The organism is Photobacterium obscurum, from assembly GCF_026191635.1.
Classification (GTDB): domain Bacteria; phylum Pseudomonadota; class Gammaproteobacteria; order Enterobacterales; family Vibrionaceae; genus Photobacterium; species Photobacterium obscurum.
This window is the reverse complement of record NZ_JAKRRW010000003.1, coordinates 139,727-155,878: the sequence shown is the minus strand read 5'-3', so window position 1 is coordinate 155,878 and position 16,152 is coordinate 139,727. Positions and strand designations below refer to the sequence as shown.

20 protein-coding genes are annotated in these 16,152 nt (G+C 49.3%); 9 read left to right on the top strand and 11 right to left on the bottom strand.

The window, feature by feature from the left end; all coding sequences use genetic code 11:
* Positions 1-21 precede the first annotated feature (21 nt).
* On the top strand, positions 22-210 hold the full coding sequence (locus tag MD588_RS04870) for a hypothetical protein (protein ID WP_265695800.1): 189 nt from the start codon (positions 22-24) through the stop codon (positions 208-210).
* A 90-nt stretch (positions 211-300) separates the two neighbouring features.
* On the opposite strand, the gene MD588_RS04865 is transcribed toward MD588_RS04870, so the two are convergent.
* The 6 genes from MD588_RS04865 to napF all read right to left on the bottom strand — a co-directional run bounded on the left by MD588_RS04865 (position 301) and on the right by napF (position 4,889).
* On the bottom strand, positions 301-435 hold the full coding sequence (locus MD588_RS04865) for a TIGR02808 family protein (protein WP_265695798.1): 135 nt from the start codon (positions 433-435) through the stop codon (positions 301-303).
* A 39-nt stretch (positions 436-474) separates the two neighbouring features.
* Positions 475-1,050: a NapC/NirT family cytochrome c gene (locus MD588_RS04860; protein WP_265695797.1), complete on the bottom strand. Its 576-nt coding sequence runs from the start codon at positions 1,048-1,050 to the stop codon at positions 475-477.
* A 30-nt stretch (positions 1,051-1,080) separates the two neighbouring features.
* Entirely contained in the window at positions 1,081-1,545 is a 465-nt protein-coding gene (locus tag MD588_RS04855) for a nitrate reductase cytochrome c-type subunit (RefSeq protein WP_265695796.1), read from the bottom strand.
* 93 nt (positions 1,546-1,638) lie between these two features.
* Positions 1,639-4,125, bottom strand: a complete 2,487-nt coding sequence (gene napA, locus MD588_RS04850) for a periplasmic nitrate reductase subunit alpha (protein WP_265695795.1) — start codon at positions 4,123-4,125, stop codon at positions 1,639-1,641.
* The gene (locus tag MD588_RS04845; protein WP_265695794.1) at positions 4,122-4,394 is read right to left on the bottom strand and encodes a chaperone NapD; all 273 of its coding nucleotides are present in this window, start codon (positions 4,392-4,394) and stop codon (positions 4,122-4,124) included. The genes napA and MD588_RS04845 overlap by 4 nt, the downstream gene beginning before the upstream one ends.
* A 3-nt stretch (positions 4,395-4,397) precedes the next feature.
* Positions 4,398-4,889 carry a ferredoxin-type protein NapF gene (gene napF, locus MD588_RS04840; protein ID WP_265695793.1) on the bottom strand — a complete coding sequence of 164 codons (492 nt, stop codon included), beginning with the start codon at positions 4,887-4,889 and terminating at the stop codon, positions 4,398-4,400.
* A gap of 308 nt (positions 4,890-5,197) precedes the next feature.
* Between napF and narQ the strand changes: the two genes are divergently transcribed.
* From narQ to MD588_RS04825, 3 genes are read left to right on the top strand one after another with little or no spacing between them, the layout of a single operon-like run.
* The gene (gene narQ, locus MD588_RS04835; RefSeq protein WP_265695792.1) at positions 5,198-6,889 is read left to right on the top strand and encodes a nitrate/nitrite two-component system sensor histidine kinase NarQ; all 1,692 of its coding nucleotides are present in this window, start codon (positions 5,198-5,200) and stop codon (positions 6,887-6,889) included.
* A gap of 11 nt (positions 6,890-6,900) precedes the next feature.
* Positions 6,901-7,527, top strand: coding sequence for a response regulator (locus MD588_RS04830; protein WP_265695791.1), 627 nt, complete (start codon positions 6,901-6,903; stop codon positions 7,525-7,527).
* Complete coding sequence (locus MD588_RS04825; RefSeq protein ID WP_265695790.1) at positions 7,527-7,853, top strand: DUF4156 domain-containing protein; 327 nt, start codon at positions 7,527-7,529, stop codon at positions 7,851-7,853. Before MD588_RS04830 ends, MD588_RS04825 begins: the two co-directional genes overlap by 1 nt.
* 67 nt (positions 7,854-7,920) lie before the next feature.
* Here MD588_RS04825 and MD588_RS04820 read toward each other — a convergent pair whose 3' ends face one another.
* Entirely contained in the window at positions 7,921-8,202 is a 282-nt protein-coding gene (locus tag MD588_RS04820; RefSeq protein ID WP_265695788.1) for a winged helix-turn-helix domain-containing protein, read from the bottom strand.
* 356 nt (positions 8,203-8,558) lie between these two features.
* On the opposite strand from MD588_RS04820, the gene MD588_RS04815 reads away from it, so the two are divergent.
* The 5 genes from MD588_RS04815 to MD588_RS04795 all read left to right on the top strand — a co-directional run bounded on the left by MD588_RS04815 (position 8,559) and on the right by MD588_RS04795 (position 11,418).
* Entirely contained in the window at positions 8,559-8,954 is a 396-nt protein-coding gene (locus tag MD588_RS04815; protein ID WP_265695786.1) for an MAPEG family protein, read from the top strand.
* A gap of 72 nt (positions 8,955-9,026) precedes the next feature.
* Entirely contained in the window at positions 9,027-9,389 is a 363-nt protein-coding gene (locus tag MD588_RS04810; RefSeq protein WP_265695783.1) for an ArsC family reductase, read from the top strand.
* A gap of 14 nt (positions 9,390-9,403) precedes the next feature.
* Positions 9,404-10,534, top strand: a complete 1,131-nt coding sequence (gene dapE, locus MD588_RS04805; RefSeq protein ID WP_265695782.1) for a succinyl-diaminopimelate desuccinylase — start codon at positions 9,404-9,406, stop codon at positions 10,532-10,534.
* A complete protein-coding gene (locus MD588_RS04800; protein WP_265695781.1) occupies positions 10,534-11,226 on the top strand; it encodes a M15 family metallopeptidase in 693 nt (230 codons plus the stop codon). The genes dapE and MD588_RS04800 overlap by 1 nt, the downstream gene beginning before the upstream one ends.
* Positions 11,227-11,418 carry a DUF2897 family protein gene (locus MD588_RS04795; protein WP_265695779.1) on the top strand — a complete coding sequence of 64 codons (192 nt, stop codon included), beginning with the start codon at positions 11,227-11,229 and terminating at the stop codon, positions 11,416-11,418.
* A gap of 165 nt (positions 11,419-11,583) precedes the next feature.
* Here the strand turns inward: MD588_RS04795 and MD588_RS04790 are convergent, their stop codons facing one another.
* The 4 genes from MD588_RS04790 to frsA form a co-directional block, all read right to left on the bottom strand.
* Positions 11,584-12,825 carry a glutamate-5-semialdehyde dehydrogenase gene (locus MD588_RS04790; RefSeq protein WP_265696097.1) on the bottom strand — a complete coding sequence of 414 codons (1,242 nt, stop codon included), beginning with the start codon at positions 12,823-12,825 and terminating at the stop codon, positions 11,584-11,586.
* A gap of 64 nt (positions 12,826-12,889) precedes the next feature.
* On the bottom strand, positions 12,890-14,077 hold the full coding sequence (proB, locus tag MD588_RS04785) for a glutamate 5-kinase (protein ID WP_265695778.1): 1,188 nt from the start codon (positions 14,075-14,077) through the stop codon (positions 12,890-12,892).
* Positions 14,078-14,210: 133 nt separating this feature from the next.
* The gene (gene crl, locus MD588_RS04780; RefSeq protein WP_265695776.1) at positions 14,211-14,615 is read right to left on the bottom strand and encodes a sigma factor-binding protein Crl; all 405 of its coding nucleotides are present in this window, start codon (positions 14,613-14,615) and stop codon (positions 14,211-14,213) included.
* A 161-nt stretch (positions 14,616-14,776) separates the two neighbouring features.
* The gene (gene frsA / locus MD588_RS04775) at positions 14,777-16,036 is read right to left on the bottom strand and encodes an esterase FrsA (protein WP_265695774.1); all 1,260 of its coding nucleotides are present in this window, start codon (positions 16,034-16,036) and stop codon (positions 14,777-14,779) included.
* Positions 16,037-16,152: the final 116 nt, after the last annotated feature.

Here is a 16,152-nt window from a genome sequence, read left to right as displayed (position 1 = left end):
TATAGCGCTGGAGGAAGTCATATGGACAAGCCGTCATTTCTGGTATTTAGCTTCATTGGCATGATGAGTATGGTCATCCTACACCTGAGCGAAGTGTGGCTATTCGGCTCGGGGACATCACTGACAGAGTTCCTGCTGGAATGGTTTCCACTGTATCTCGTCTGGATGAGTATGTTATTTATTGGATTGTTTAAGCGCGCATCGGAGTAATTGTTACCGCTAGGTCTATACTCCGAACTGAGTTATAAAAAAGCCATGTCTTTCGACATGGCTTTCTGTTCAGCATCAGTCCGAATTTACTCAGACGTCTTTGTCTTTACCTAAAGACAGAAGCCCTACTGATATTGCAGCAACTGCGGCAAAACCTGTCAGGATAATCACTGGCATTGCGGCATAGCCCATCGTGTGCCAGATAAGCGATTCTAATGCACTCATCGTATACCTACCTTTATATTATTGCCGGATAGTCAGGCCTTACTGCCAGCCTTCAACGTCTTTCATGTCAGGCAGCTTGTGTGCAATACCTTTATGACAGTCAACACAGGTTTTCTCACCAGAAGCCAGTGCCGTCGAGTGCTGTTTCACACTTCTAGGCCCCTGCTCTGAAAAGTCCATGTATTCAAAGTTATGACAGTTTCGACATTCCTGTGAATCATTTTCTTTCATCCGGTGCCATTCCCTATTAGCCAGATAGCCCCGACGCTCTTTGAACTTTTCTTCAGTGCTGATGGTCCCCATTGCAAAGGCCACCAGCTCTTTAGATGCCTGTACCTTACGTACGATCTTATCAGTCCAGTTATGCGGTACGTGGCAATCAGAACAAATCGCACGTACCCCTGAGCGGTTGGCAAAGTGAACCGTTTCGCGGATCTCTTTTACAATCGGCGCATGACAGCCAGAGCAAAATTCTTCGGTGTTGGTTGCTTCCATACCGGTGTTAAAAGCGCCCCAGAACAACAGGCCGCCCATAAAACCCATAAACAGTACCAGACCAACCGCAACCTTGCTCGGTGATGTTAGCCTCCGCCAAAATGCTTTTAAAATTTTCATCTATAGCCTCTCTTTATTTATTGGCTATAACTAGCGCAGGGCATCAACACGTTGGAAGTCATTCTCAACTAATGGCTTCGCATCAGCCTGAGGTACATGACACTGCAAGCAGAAGTAACGGCGAGGTGAAACATCTGATAGCACCTGACCTTCACGCGTCTGGTAGTGGGTTACACTGATCTTGGTCGCGCCCATTTCGTTGGCATTTTTCCAACTGTGACAGGCTAGACACTTGTTGGCATTCAGTGACACTTCGTAGTTACGGATTGTGTGCGGTACCAGTGGTGGCTGGTAGACATAGTCGCTGTCAATCGTGCCCTGATCACGCGGGTAGCGCTTAAAAGCATCGGCAGCGCGTGTCGCTTCAAGCTCGCTGGCACCACGTAATGACTCAACCCCGCCGATACCGCCTGGATTGTGAAGTTCTTCTGCACTCTGTACGGCACCGGCAACCAACATGCCCATCGCCATGACCGCTAAAACTAATCGTTTCATTGTATTCTCCGCCTAATGGCTAAATTCGAGTCAAGCGATTGGTTGCTCTCGAACCTGTCGAGAGCAATCAACCACCTAATTGCATTCGGTTATTTACACTTTGGTGATCTTGATTGGGCACTTCTTGAAGTCTGTCTGCTTAGACAGCGGATCCGTAGCATCCAAAATCAGCTTGTTAACCAAAATACGAGCATCAAAGAAAGGAACGAAAACCAAACCAACTGGTGGGCGGTTACGGCCTCGGGTTTCTACTCGACAACGAACTTCACCACGACGAGATTCCAGCAATACTTCGTCACCACGGCGCAGGCCACGTGACTGGGCATCATCCGGATGGATGAAACACACTGCATCCGGAACCGCTTTATATAGCTCAGGAACACGGCGAGTCATTGTGCCTGTGTGCCAGTGCTCAAGCACTCGGCCAGTACACAGCCACATATCATAGTCTTTATCTGGCGTTTCCGGTGCTGGCTCAAACGGTGCAAAGATAATGTTTGCTTTACCGTCTGGCTTGCCGTAGAAGCGGAAGCCTTCGCCAGCAGGTACATACGGATCAGAACCTTCGACAAAACGCCATTTGGTTTCTTTGCCGTCAACCACCGGCCAACGCAGGCCGCGTACCTGATGGTAAACATCGTATGGGGCCAGATCGTGACCGTGGTCGCGACCGAAGGCAGCATATTCTTCAAACAGGCCTTTCTGAACATAGAAGCCCTGTGCTTTAGCATCATCATTCAGCTCTTGCGCTTCAGACAGTGGGTACTTATCTACCTGGCCGTTGCGGAACAGCATGTCATACATGGTTTTGCCACGGTACTGAGGCGCTTTTGCCAGTAGATCCTCGCCCCACACTTCTTCAATCTTGAAGCGCTTGGAAAATTCCATCAGCTGCCACAAGTCAGATTTTGAGTCACCCTGAGCTTCAACCTGCTGGTACCAAGCCTGGGTACGGCGCTCGGCGTTACCGTAGGCACCTTCTTTCTCTACCCACATTGCTGTCGGCAGGATCAGGTCGGCAGCCTGGGCTGTCGCCGTCGGGTACGGGTCAGAACATACAATGAAGTTATCTGGGTTACGGTAGCCAGGCAGACGCTCTTCGTTGATATTCGGACCTGCCTGCATATTGTTGTTACACATCACCCAATATGCATTCATCTTGCCGTCTTTAAGCATACGGTCCTGCAGTACCGCGTGGTAACCCGGTTTTGGCGGAATCGTCCCTTCCGGCAGTTTCCAAATTTTCTCGGCGTAAGCACGGTGCTTAGGATTTTTCACCACCATGTCTGCAGGCAGACGGTGGGCAAACGTACCGACTTCACGAGCGGTACCACATGCCGACGGCTGACCAGTCAGCGAGAATGGGCTATTACCCGGCTGGGAAATCTTACCGGTTAGCAGGTGGATGTTGTAAACCAGGCTATTCATCCATACACCACGAGTGTGCTGGTTCATACCCATAGTCCATAGGGACATCACTTTGGTGTTAGGATCTGCGTATTGCTTCGCCATCTCAAGCAGTTTCTCTTCGGAAACACCTGACATTTTCGAGGCTTTTTCTAGCGTGTACTCAGCAACAGATGCCTTGTACTCTTCGAAGTTCATTGGGTTCAGCTTGCCCGAGTTCGCATTTGCCGCTTTTTTCTGTAGCGGGTGCTCATCACGAAGACCGTAGCCGATATCCGTTGTCGCACGCTTGAAGTGAGTGTGCTTAGTTACGAAATCCCAGTTTACCGCATCATTCTGGATAATGTAGTTGGCAATAAAGTTCGCAATCGCAAGGTCAGTTTGCGGCTCGAAGATCATACCGTTATCAGCCAGCTCGAATGAACGATGGTAGTAGGTAGACAGTACGTTTACTTTAACATGAGGGTTACTTAGACGGCGGTCAGTAATACGAGTCCACAGTACCGGGTGCATTTCTGCCATGTTCGAGCCCCACAGCACGAATGAATCAGCGTGCTCGAAGTCATCATAACACCCCATAGGCTCATCAATACCGAAGGTACGCATAAAGGCACCTACCGCCGAGGCCATACAGTGACGTGCATTCGGGTCGATATTGTTAGAGCGGAAACCGGCCTTCATCATTTTTGATGCGGCATAGCCTTCCATTACCGTCCACTGACCCGAACCGAACATACCGACGCCAGATGGACCGTGCTTCTTCAGTGCAGCCTTCCATTTGTCGGCCATAACATCAAATGCCTGATCCCAAGAAACTGGCTGAAAATCACCGTCTTTGTCGAACTTACCGTTCTTCATACGCAGCATCGGCGTTTCTAGACGGTCTTTACCGTACATAATCTTCGACAGGAAGTAGCCCTTGATACAGTTCAGGCCTTTGTTGACCGGCGCTTCCGGATCACCCTGAGTTGCTACTACACGACCGTTTTGGGTACCAACCAGTACCGAACAACCTGTACCACAAAAACGACAAGGCGCTTTGTCCCACTTAATTTTGGTTTCATCAGAACTAACAATTAAGTTAGTTGCTGATGCTGGCAGCGTAATACCAGCTACAGCTGCTGCCGATGCAGCCGCGTTTGCTTTCACAAACGCACGTCTTGTCATTTTCATGAATCATCCTCAGATTGCGAATCAAAGTGTTCAATTTGGTGATACACTAAAAAAGTAATTAGTACATGTTCTAAGTTATTGATTTTATCTATGGTGTCCGTCACATAGCCTTGATTTTTGGTTTCAAGGACTACGATGATTTTCCCCTCTTCACTTTCGCCATGAATTTCTGTGTTTGGCAACTCAAGTATTTGAGCTTTAATTTCGTCTAGGTATTCAGGCTTCACATGAACAACTAGGCTCGAAATATGTACTTCTTCCTGTGCCATAAATTATTTCTCTTCTAATTCTTTGGTGACCATCGTGATGGCAGATGCAGGACAAACCGACAAGCAAGCCCCGCAACCAGTGCATGCATCCAAATCCAGCTCAGGCAGTGCTACCCCTCCAGCCTGTAACTTGAAACGAATGGCCTGTACCTCACACATGTCACCGCAACTTCTGCACTCAATTTTGTGGTGAGCAAGACAGTTTTGGCTGATTTGTGCCTTTAGTCCCCAAGGCTGCTCCGATGTAGGGTGGAACAGCGCTTCAGGACAGGCATCTGCACAACGGGTGCAGAAAGTACATTCACCTCGGGTAAAGTCGACGGTAGGAAATCCGCCGTCGCCTTTTACAATAATCTGCGTTTCACACGCATCGATACATTTGCTGCAGCGCGTACAGCGATCAACAAACGTATCTTCGTCGACAACCCAGGGCATCCGCTGTAATGCTGGAGTACGACGCCGAGAAAGTAGATTTCGGCGGGAACGATCGAACATTAGCTTTCCCTTTCGTTAAGTAATATGAATAAAATACATATCACGGGTTGTACTTTTCGCGTCGAATGGTATTTGGACTCAAATACCATTCACAAACCGTCATTTTTTGACACGACAAGTGTAAATCCCGTAATAAATGCTTAAATACCTAGTAAGGGCTAAATAGGGGGTAAAATTGTCTTGGATCAATAAAGAGAAATGACAACCCTCACAATATTTACTATAGCCGTAAAAACCATAGCTCAACAAACACTCTAAACGCTTGGTTTTCCATCAATATTATTAGTATTCCAAAGAAAGGATTTTCAGTGCAGACTCGGCCGCTCAAGCCCGTTACCACGACGATCGCCCGTACAATGTTGGTGATCCTGTTGCTATCAGTTGCCACGACCAGCTTCGCCCTGCTGACACTCGCATCGAGCCTCAACGATGCTGAGGCGGTTAACGTTTCGGGCTCCCTGCGCATGCAGAGCTATCGCCTGGCCTATGATATCCAAACCAACTCTCCGCAGATCACTGAACATCTTGACCAGTTTGAGCAGTCTTTATTTTCGCCCTCGATGGCTGCACTGGAGCACTGGACAGTACCGACAGATATCAAAGTGCATTACTACAACCTAATCGGGCGCTGGGAGACTCTTCATCCGTTACTTCACAATGGAGAAAAGCAGCGTTTTCTCGACGAAGTTGCGAATTTTGTCGACAGGATTGACGGATTTGTTTTCGAATTGCAGGAATTTTCGGTTATCAAGTTGCAGGTACTTTCTATCACAGGCGGTATTGGGCTTAGCCTAATCCTCATTGCAGCGCTGTACACGATACACTTTACCCAGCGGAAAATTGTCTCGCCACTGAACCAACTCGTTGCCGCCAGTGAACAGGTACAAAACGGGCACTTTGACCTCGCCCTTAATGTCAAAAGCGAAAACGAATTAGGCATTCTGGCTGGGGCCTTTTCCAAAATGGCCTCAGAGCTTGGCAAGCTGTATCGGGATCTTGAAAAGTCCGTCGATGAAAAAACCCGCCGTCTGCGCCATGCCAACGAATCGTTGCAGGTGCTCTATAACTGCTCGCAGGAACTGTCAGTAAGCCGTCTGTCATCACAGAACTTCTCCGCCATGCTCGATACCCTGATTGCAATTGAAGGATTGACGGCCACCAAGCTGGTGATTGAAGAAAGCAATGGCGTCAATACAGAAATCACCGCCGGAGCCTCATCGAAGCAACCCTGGCATTACCAAGATTTAGAACTCGACGGTCAGGTTCTGGGGCAGCTCTGGTGGCAATATACCCTGCCCTGCCCAGATAAGAGTCTGATCGATAATATTGCCCGTACCATGGCCCGGGCGATTTACTACAACCGGGCGCAGAAACAAGCTGAACAGTTATTATTGATGGAAGAGCGTGCTACGATTGCCCGAGAACTGCATGATTCCCTTGCCCAGTCGTTGTCATACCTGAAGATCCAAATGACACTGCTGAAACGCCAGCTGAGCAAGAATGAAATGGACAATGCCATGCAGATCATCACCGATATAGATAGCGGCCTATCAGGGGCTTATACCCAGCTACGAGAGTTGCTAAGTACGTTCCGCCTGACGATTAAAGAAGCCAATTTTGGTGAGGCGCTGGTCGAAATGCTTAAACCGCTTGATGAGCAGACCGATGCCATGCTCATCATTGATAACCATTTATCATCGTTGAATTTAGATGCCCACCATCAGGTGCATTTATTACAGTTGATAAGAGAGGCCGTGCTCAATGCCATCAAGCATGCAAAGGCTGACGAGATCATCGTTACTTGTGAGCAGGACGGTGACCAGGTCAACATCCGGATCAACGATGACGGGGAGGGTTTCGACCCAACCAATGAAAAACTCAACCACTATGGTCTGGCAATAATGACAGAACGGGCGTCACGCCTTCATGGTGAATTGACGATAAATACAACTCAGGGTTCAGGCAGTGAAGTGGCTCTGAGCTTCACTCTTGAGCCTTAAGGAATAGAATTATGACGTGTTGGAAAATAATGATTGTCGATGATCACCCGTTAATGCGACGGGGGATCTGCCAGCTGCTCAGCTTTGAGCCAGATTTCGAAATCGTGGGCGAAGCAAGCAATGGTGCCGATGCCGTCCAGCTGGCCAGCGAGAAAGATCCAGATCTGATCCTGCTTGACCTAAACATGAAGGGAATGTCGGGGCTCGATACCCTTCATGCCATGCGGGCCGAGGGCATTCAATCAAGCATCGTGGTGTTAACGGTATCTGACAGTCGCTCTGATATCAAAGCACTGGTTAATGCCGGGGCCGATGGCTACTTGCTCAAAGACACCGAGCCAGAGCAACTCATTGAATTGCTTAAACAGGCGCTCTGCGGCGGTAAAGCCTACAGTGACTTGGTACGGGAACACCTAGAGGACAGCTCCGAACAGGATTCCTTACTGAACTCTCTGACCGACAGGGAGATGCAAATCCTGCAAGAAGTCGCTAAAGGCTACCGCAACAAGCAGATTGCGGACTCACTGTTTATTTCCGAGGCTACGGTGAAGGTTCACATGAAGAGCCTGCTGAAAAAGCTCCAGGTTAAATCTCGAACCGCCGCGACCGTGCTATATCTAGAATCTCAGGGGCAATAATGAAATATAAGGCCCTAATCGGACTGGCGTCATTACTGCTAATGGGTTGTGAAACGACTGAGCTATATAGTCATAGCGAAAACGTTCGCATTCGCTGGGATGCTTCGGAGAGGCTCGAAAGCTGTATTGATAAAGGGACGGTTATCGGCTCAGAGGGAAGCTGGTATTCATTCTGGTTTATCAGCAATAAAGCATTAACTGACGGGGCGCTCAATGATTTAAAAAATCAGGCGGCCGAGCTTGGTGCAAATACGGTTGACCTTTATAGCCCAAAACCATTCGGCACTTCTGTCACCCTAATGGGCAATGCCTATCATTGCCCGTAACCGCCACCACCACGCGCTTGACTTACCGTATAAATCCAATAAAAAACCGCATGACTGCGGTTTTTTATTAACAAGATACGGATGTAATGATGTCCTGCTCTCTAGATTCAACCCATTGCAGGTCGAACGGCCCCCAGTCACTCAGTTGATAATAACCGTCATTATGGCGCTTACCATCCTGTATAAATGCCAGCTCAATACCGAAACCAGGCAAGGCTTTTAACACGTCCTGAATAGTACGACGTGGCCAACCAGTAATTTCAATGAGCTTAGGAACGTTAGGGCGTTCAAGTTGTTCAACAAGCAATGCTAAATAAAGACGACGGGCAAAAACCGGATTCAATTCCATTGAGACCTCCATAATTTTGAAGTTTCATTATTCCGTCTTCTACAAAAGGAATGTTGAGTTTGATCAAGGAGGGTGATGATTTATAGCTAACCCGAGCACAAATCAGTGACTATGATCTCACTTTCTGGCCCGAACAGTCTATTTACAAGCACTAACATTTAAGCAACAAATCTATATTTTTCAATAAGTTGAAAACATAACGACGGTTCATCAAAGGCTTTCCCGATGAATAGAGAGCATAATCCCCCCTTGCACTTTCTACCGCTAGCGTCTATCAGACCTCTCTCAAGACAAGCTCACTCCAAGTTAATCCGTTCTACACTAAATACCAGAACCGACAAACAGGGGGACTGACTATGACGCCTGCTTTCTGGTGCATCATTATATCAATACTGTTTAACTACCTGCTGGCCGGGCTCGGGGGCTGGCTGACAGTCCGCCAGACCGGTCGGTTCGATATCAACCAGCCCCGAATTCAAGAAAGGGAACTAACCGGTGCAGCGGCCCGAGTTAAAGCCGCTCAAGCCAACGGCTGGGAAGTGACACCAGTTTTCGCCATCTGCGTCTTTATTGCCCACTTTGCAGGGGTACCCGAAGCAGAAGCCGCCCTCCCCGCTTACTTGTTTATCCTTTCCCGGGCACTGTATATGGTGTGTTATGCCTGCAAGCTCAGTCCGTGGCGAACAATTATTTTCGCCGTCGGGCTGTTTGCCTGTAGCTGGCTGATCAAAATGGCGATCGTCTATAGCTAATACCGTTGCGAAGCCTGAGTAATCTCGCTATAAAGGATAGCTAATTCAAACGATAAGTAAGTCAGTATTACCATGAGTACAATTGCCTACGGCATCAAAAATTGCGACACCATCAAGAAAATGAAAAAGTGGCTGGAAGCAGAAAGCATTGAATACCGCTTCCATGACTACCGGGTTGACGGTTTAGATCAGCCGATGCTGGAAACATTTGAAGCGCAGCTTGGCTGGGAAGCCATGGTCAACAAACGCGGTACCACCTACCGTCAACTGAGTGACGAGCAAAAAGCTAGCCTAAACCGTGATACCGCTATCGAACTGATGCTGGAGTATCCGGCGATGATCAAGCGCCCGCTACTGGTTCATAATGAAAGCTACTATCTGGGCTTCAAGCCGGCCCAATACCAAGAAATTTTCCAATCATCTGCAGATAAATAATTAAGGATACAAGGATGTCAGACAGCCCGGTAATCGCTCTGGCGAAAGACTTTATCGGCCGCATATCGGTAACCCCGGAAGATGCAGGCTGCCAGGATGTGATGATTGCTCGTCTTGAAAAGCTCGGCTTCAAGATTGAAACCATGGTATTTGAAGATACGACGAACCTGTGGGCCCGTCGTGGAACCGAAGCACCACTATTGGTTTTTGCCGGACATACGGATGTTGTCCCAGCAGGATCATCGGATAAATGGCACACCCCGCCCTTTGAGCCAACCATCATCGACGGCTACCTGCATGGTCGTGGCGCCGCGGATATGAAGGGCTCTCTGGCATGTTTCATTGTCGCTATCGAACGTTTTCTGGCAGAAAACCCCGAGCATAACGGCTCCATAGCACTGCTGATCACTTCCGATGAGGAAGGGCCATTTATCAACGGGACAACCCGGGTCATCGATACCCTGGAAGCCCGTAACGAGAAAATCGACATGTGTATTGTTGGCGAACCATCAAGTACCCATGCCGTCGGTGATGTGGTTAAAAACGGTCGCCGTGGTTCTATCACCGGTGATGTCACGCTGAAGGGAGTACAGGGCCACGTAGCCTATCCTCATTTGGCTGACAACCCCGTGCACCGTGCGATGCCGGCCTTGGCTGAACTGGCGGCAACAACCTGGGATAACGGTAATGATTATTTCCCGCCGACCAGTTTCCAAATTGCCAACCTGCATGCCGGAACTGGTGCATCCAATGTCATTCCGGGCGAATTTCATGTTCAATTTAACTTCCGTTTCAGTACTGAACTTACCGCTGACGATATCAAGCGAAAAGTTCACTCGGTACTCGATGCCCACGGATTGGACTATGATCTTAAGTGGACGTTCAGCGGACATCCATTCCTAACCGACCATGGTACCTTGCTCGATGCTGTTGTTGCCGCTATCGAGGAAGTAAACCATAGTAAGCCGGAGTTACTTACGACCGGTGGTACTTCTGACGGACGCTTTATTGCCCGTACCGGCGCTCAGGTTGTTGAGCTCGGCCCCGTCAATGCCACTATCCATAAAGTTAACGAGTGCGTGAAGGTTGCCGATCTTGAAAAGCTCACCGACATGTACCAGAAAGTGTTAGAAAAAGCGCTTTAATGACAAACTCAACGATAACCCGGCAGCTCACCGCCGGGCAACTTACCGGCCAGACTGATAGCCATTTAGTCAGCCACCAGCAGCACTTGCTGCACAAAGACATGCAGCCAGCCTTTGTTTCCCTGCAGCAGGCAGCGGCAGATGCTGGCTTTGATCTACAGCTCGCCAGTGCTTTTCGCTCCTTTGACCGCCAGCTTCAGATCTGGAATAACAAGTTCAACGGAATACGGCCGATATTAGACAGCCACTGCCACCTGCTGGATCCTGACGAACTGACGGTGCTGGAAAAAATCCATGCCATCATGCGCTGGTCAGCCCTACCCGGTGCCAGCCGTCACCACTGGGGAACGGATGTCGATGTGTATGCAGCCAACTGTCTGCCACAAGGCATCCAACTTCAGCTGGAACCGTGGGAATATGAAACCGGCCATCAGGCAGAGTTCAGTGTTTGGCTCAATAAAAATATCAAACGCTTTGAGTTCTACCTTCCCTACGCCGAAGACCGAAACGGGGTCGCGATTGAACCCTGGCACATCAGTTATTACCCGCTCAGTCAGCCGTTGCTCAAGCAACTCACACCCGAGTTGCTTCACAGCACACTTAGCGCAAGCCAAATTGCTGGAAAGTCGCAGATTCTGACAAACCTTGATAGTCTTTATAGTAAGTACATAGAGAATATCTGTGAGGTCTAAATGGAATGGCTACTCAACCCCTGGGTTATCAGCATCATCGTCGTCAGCGTTGTTGTCAGTAACATTGCGGCCTTGAAATACACGGCAAATATGAAGTTTGGCTACCGTGACAAAGTCAAATATATGCAGGAAAAGCACAAGCGGGAAGAAGCGCTGAAAGAAGAAGAGAAAAAGGACGAATCCAGTTCCTAGATAGTTAACCTGTTCTGTGCAGGATATGATTCTAAAAATAGATCAAATAAAAAAGCTGCCTTGGGCAGCTTTTTTCTACTTGGCGGTTTAAGAAAGTACGGAATTAATAAGCTTAAATAAGCACTTTTGATGCCGATACCAGGCGAAAAACAAAGAAATCAAAAATTAAGAACGGCAGAGGTAATTGGCGACTCCTACCCACTTATAACTTGTCAGCTCTTCCAGCCCCATAGGGCCTCGAGCATGGAGCTTCTGGGTCGAGACAGCCACTTCTGCACCAAGACCGAACTGGGCACCATCGGTGAATCGGGTGGATGCGTTCACGTACACGGCAGCTGAACCTGCAGCGTTCACGAACCGCTCTGCTGACTGGATATCATTGGTAAGAATCGAGTCTGAATGGCTGGCGTTGTGCTTGCGCATATGCGCGATAGCCTCATCGACATCCTTCACCACTTTCACCCCAAGGGTGTAGCTCAACCATTCGGTATCAAAATCACCGTCAGCGACTTTGCGCAGCTCTGCCGCCTTGCCTTCCAGCAGGGCATAGGCCATTTCATCGGCCACCAAGGCAACTTTGCTGTTGTTCATGCGCTCAGCCAGGCGAGGAAGGAATGCCTCGGCAACCTCTTCGCTGACCAATAGCGTATCTAGCGCATTACAGGCTGACGGACGCTGAACTTTCGAGTTTTCGACTACATCCAGTGCTCGTGCAAGATCCGCTGATTGGTCGACATACACATGGCTGATCCCGAAACCGCCGATGATCACCGGAATAGTGCTGTTTTCCTTGCACATTTTGTGCAGGCCAGCACCACCACGCGGAATAATCATATCAACGTACTGATCCAGCTTAAGCAGCTGAGAAACCAGCTCGCGATCCGGTTTCTCAATATACTGTACCGAGGCGGCAGGCAGGCCAGCTTTTTCCAAAGCCACCTGAATGACCTTAACGAGCTCCATATTGGAGTAGAAGGTTTCACGGCCACCACGCAAAATACTGGCATTACCGGTTTTCAGACACAATGCGGCAATATCAATCGTGACGTTCGGGCGTGCTTCGTAAATCACCCCGACAACACCCAACGGTACACGGCGACGGCTAAGACGCATGCCGTTTTCTAGTACCTTACTGTCCAGCTCGGCACCAACCGGATCGTTAAGACTGATCACATTACGTACATCACTGGCAATGCCGGCCAAACGTTCTTCGTTCAAAAGCAAACGGTCGACCAAGGCATCGGACATACCTGATTCGCGTGCCGCAGTAATGTCTTTGGCATTGGCTGCCAGGATAGCTTCACTGTTGGCTTCAAGTTCATCGGCAATAATTGCCAGCGCCTGGTTTTTCTGCGCGGTTGCGACTGTAGCCAGCTCGAAAGCAGCCTGCTGGGCTGCTTTACCCATAATTTCAAGATTCACAATCTTCCCCTATCATCAAAATATTTTCAGTAAGTCACAGTATGCTGGATCAGATGATCACTAAATCATCACGATGCACCGCGACCGGACCGTATTCATAGCCCAGGACCTGATAAATATCCTGACTGTGTTTTCCGGCTATCTTAGCCATATCCTGACTTGAGTAACGGCTAATACCACGAGCCAACAACACCCCTTTGGTGTTGAAGATCCGAGCCACCTCGCCACGTTCAAACTGTCCTTTCACTTCGGTGATCCCTTTTGACAGCAAGCTACTACCTCGTTGTTGCACGGCAATTGCCGCACCGTCATCGATCACAATATCACCCGCAGGCGGAGGGCCAGCCAGGATCCAGCGCTTACGGCTCTCCAGCGGCGACTCCAGCGGAAGGAAGCGTGTTCCCACCGACTCACCTTTGACCAGATCTGCAATCACATCTGGACGACTACCTGCGGCAATAATTACTTCAATACCCGCTCGTCGGGCGACATCGGCGGCCTGCAGTTTGGTCGCCATACCGCCGGTACCCAAACCACCAACACTGCCACCCGCCAATTTATGCAGCGTTTCATCAATGGTATGAACTTCACGGATCAGTTCTGCGTCCGGATTGTTACGGGGATCGGCCGTAAATAGTCCCGGCTGATCGGTCAATAACAACAGCTTGTCGGCACTTGCCAGGATCCCGACCAACGCTGACAGGTTGTCATTGTCACCCACCTTGATTTCAGTGGTCGCGACCGCATCATTCTCGTTAACCACCGGGATAATGCCGTTATCCAATAGCGCGACGATCATATCGCGGGCATTGAGGTAACGCTCTCGGTCATCAAGATCCGCCCGGGTAAGCAGCATCTGGCCGACATGCAGGCCATAAATACCAAACAGGCTTTCCCACTCCTGGATCAGGCGGCTCTGGCCAACCGCAGCCAGTAGCTGCTTGCTGGCCATGTTCTTGGGCAGTTCGGGATAGCCTAAATGCTCGCGGCCGGCGGCAATTGCACCGGAGGTGACCATAATGACCTTATGGCCCTGACGGCGCAGCAAGGCGCACTGTCGAACCAGTTCAACCATATGGGCACGGTCTAGTTGTAACGTACCGCCAGTTAACACGCTGGTACCCAGCTTCACGACAATCGTCTGCTGGGTCTGATGGAATTGGGCCTTGGCCTCGGAAGTCGACTGAGCTCCCGCGAGGTCCTGCTCTGTAGCATTCAAGTGATTGGTATCTGCCATTGGGATTAAACAGTTGTGATGAATAAATTTATGTCCAGATGTTTTATCAATCCCCTAGGTAGATCACAAGAAAAATGCGCTATAAAAGCGCATTAATCTTTCATCAAGCTGAGGACTGTCGGTTCGGAGAGGATCAGGCAACGGTTCCGAGTTCTGCTTCCTCGAGCTCTCCCGCAGCCGAGACATCCAGTTCAAACTCATTATTCAGTAGTTCAGTCAGCTTGGCATAAAAGTCATCGAGTGTCTGCAACACCGCCTGTTCATGCTTGGCCGGAAGGTTTTCTTTAACCCAATCCCCTTTGCTGTCATAACGACCAAAATAATAGCGATATTCAAAGCCGGTATCTGTAGCCGTCAGAATGAGCCACCAGCCCCAGAACTCACGCTCTTCCGGCGCCTTCTTAGCACTGATGCAACTGGCCAGGCAATCAAAAAAGAAATGACCTTCTGAAGACTGCTTCTGACGCAAGTATGGCCCCAACGCCGTCAGTTTAGTCATCAAGCGGCCATGAGGCGGAAATGTAATATTTGTAGTCATAGCGTATCTCCATCCATAGTCAATAACACAATAACAGGTGCTCAGCAGCCCCAAAACACAATAACAACTTGGTTTCTGCCTGCAGTTATTCCATTTAAGCCATAAAGCCAAGAGATAGCAACAAATTATTTACATTCAAGCGCAACCGTCACAATATCGCTTTATGCTAATTTTTCTTTCAGCCAGTCAACAACGGCCACCAAAGAACGATGGTAACCATCATGTAGCGGCTTTTCTGGCAATGTCATTGCCTTACCGCCTCGGCTAGACATCGCAATCAGCTGATTATCAAACTCGGTACAGATAGGATCATTTCGAAGGCTGATACCTAGCATCGGTACTTCTGTCTTGCGACGGCCAAGCAGCCCCTGCTGCTTGAGAGACCAAGCCGGCAGGTGAGATGTCAGGCTAGCCCGGGAAACCGCATTCTTGCCCATACGCGAGGCGATCATATCAAGATACATTCTAGGCATCGCATCAAGGCGCTTCGGTTCAGCTAGCACCGAGTGAATTGCACCACCAAGGCTGATGCAGGTTTTAAGCCGGGTTGGCTCTAGAAAGCCCAAGCGAATAGCCGCATTACCGCCAAAGCGCAAACCCAGCATAGCGACTCGGGTATTATCAACCCACGGCACATCACGTATTTGCTGTACCAATGCCTGATGCAATCGGCTGGTATCTTCAGTCAGTGGCCATGCGGCACTATGTCCGACAGAGGGCATATCCAAAGTCACCATTGCAAAACCTGCCGGCCCTAGATAATCATGGTATAAACGCCAAAGATCCGACTGAAGGGTATCGAGGCCACCGCTGACGATTACTGTTGGCAGCAATTTATCAGTCCGCGGCAAGTGAATAAACGCCTGGAAAGTCTTGCCTTCATACTTCACATCAATCGTTTTCATTTTATGGGACATATGTTCCATGGCTTCACGGTAAGTCTGGTTCGCCTGTACCTCGGCCTGCGCAGCCAGGGCATCCCCCTTCAGGTGCGGATAAGCAGCCACACTGTAATACATGCTGGCAGTCAGCAGTACTTCCGCCGCTTTATCAACCTTTCCGGCATTAACCAGCTCGCGGGCCGCTTTCTGATACATCGCCCCGGATTGACACCACTCATAAATCCAGTTACCTGGCTTGTAGCCGATCACGGTATCAAGCAGTTCATCATTGGTACGCGGTGCTTCCGAGTTAGCCATACGGGAAAAGATCGCCTCCATTTCAATTGGATCAATTCCCTGCCACGCCCATTGCGGACGCCTTAGTACCCGATACCAGCCCAGTTCGCTATCACCATCAATTGCATTATGCATCGGCGTTGAAGAAACATTGGCCAGTTTCACCAAACTGGAGGTTTCTTTCGAAGTTTGCCGCGGTGCAAACAGCTTTTCAGATAAGTTAGTTTTGGAAGGTTCAGACACAGTAAGCTCCAATCATTTGACATTTTCACGCATAACGCCCCCTGAATCCGACACGAAGGTCAGTGAAAAACCGCTGACACCAAAGGGCTCTGTTAACTAGCGCAAAGATATTTATA